Origin of the sequence: Bartonella sp. ML70XJBT (genome assembly GCF_028618425.1) — a bacterium.
Classification (GTDB): domain Bacteria; phylum Pseudomonadota; class Alphaproteobacteria; order Rhizobiales; family Rhizobiaceae; genus Bartonella.
The window spans coordinates 1-613 of the sequence record NZ_JAQISX010000108.1 but is presented as its reverse complement, the minus strand read 5'-3'; the positions used below and the strand labels follow the sequence as shown (position 1 = coordinate 613).

General features: G+C 38.5%; 1 protein-coding gene. It reads right to left on the bottom strand.

The window, feature by feature from the left end:
- Nucleotides 1–61: 61 nt before the first annotated feature.
- Nucleotides 62–613, bottom strand: a 552-nt coding sequence (locus PVV65_RS09915; RefSeq protein WP_273790046.1) for a hypothetical protein, incomplete at its 5' end; no start/stop codon positions are given.

Here is a 613-nt window from a genome sequence, read left to right as displayed (position 1 = left end):
AATTTTTGAATGAAAGAATTTGGTTAGAAAGCAGGCGCCCCCGCACCGCCCGTGCGTTTATTTAAGCAGCATCAGTTTCATATTCGCTGTTATCATCATCATAATAGCCTTCACAATCGGCATAATATTCATGACGATAATAATCATCTTCACTACCAAACTCAGGATATTCATTATCACAGATATCTTCATTCGCTTCTAAAAAGGCATTGCTATGAATATAAGAATTTCCAGAGATAAGAGCATCACAAACAATGGCATCATCGAAAACACGCGATTCATCACAAATGTAAGCAGAGCCACTTATTTTCGCATTGCCTCCAACATGAGCATCATCACAAATGACAGCATTATCGGAAATATGAGCATGATCAGAGACACGGGCGTTATCATAAATTTGTGCATTGCCTTCAATAATCACGGCGTTGCTAGCATGTGCATTTCCAGAAAGCTTTGCATTGTCCTTTAATGTCATTCCTTCAAAAATAGCATTGCCATAAATTTGTGCATTGCCATAGACGTCTACAAAAAAGCTTTTTACTTTAGCATTTCCAAAGACGCGTGCATTTTGAAAGACACGGGCTTTATTATACACCCAACAATTGCCCTCATG